This is a genomic window from Saccharopolyspora hirsuta, assembly GCF_008630535.1.
In the GTDB taxonomy this organism is placed as follows: Bacteria; Actinomycetota; Actinomycetes; order Mycobacteriales; family Pseudonocardiaceae; genus Saccharopolyspora; species Saccharopolyspora hirsuta.
The window spans coordinates 1-509 of record NZ_VWPH01000046.1 but is presented as its reverse complement, the minus strand read 5'-3'; the positions used below and the strand labels follow the sequence as shown (position 1 = coordinate 509).

The 509-nt window shown below is 67.6% G+C and carries 1 pseudogene; it reads left to right on the top strand.

Annotation, left to right across the window (positions count from 1 at the left end):
- Positions 1-509 (top strand): annotated as a pseudogene (locus tag F1721_RS34695) (site-specific integrase); the annotation flags it as partial.

The window sequence follows — 509 nt, the reverse complement described above, 5'->3', positions numbered from 1 at the left end:
GGACTGATCGCGAAGAATCCGTGCCTCAAGCTGCGCATCAACTTCGAGGGCCCGCGCGAACGCCCCCACGCCACCACCGACGAAGTCGATGCCATCGCCGGGCGCATGCCTCCGGATGCCGGGCTGATGACCATCACCGACGCCTTCACCGGGCTGCGGTGGGGTGAGCTGGCCGGCCTGCAATGGATCCGCACCTACCTCGATGACGACCCGCGCATCGAGATCGACCCGAAATTCGGCGCCCTGCACGAAATCGGCGGGCGGCTCGAGCTCGGCCCGCCCAAGACACCGGCCAGCGTCCGCCCCGTGCACCTCCCACCGTTCCTGGCCGAGCTACTCACCGAGCACCGTGAGCGCAACCCCGACGCCCGGTTCGTGTTCACCGGAGCCAACGGCGGTCTGCACCGCCGGGGCAACTTCCGCCGCCGGTTCTGGAAACCTGCCCTCGCCGGAGACGAGGAACGCGGATGGACACCGCTCAACCAGGAAATGCACTTTCATGATCTACG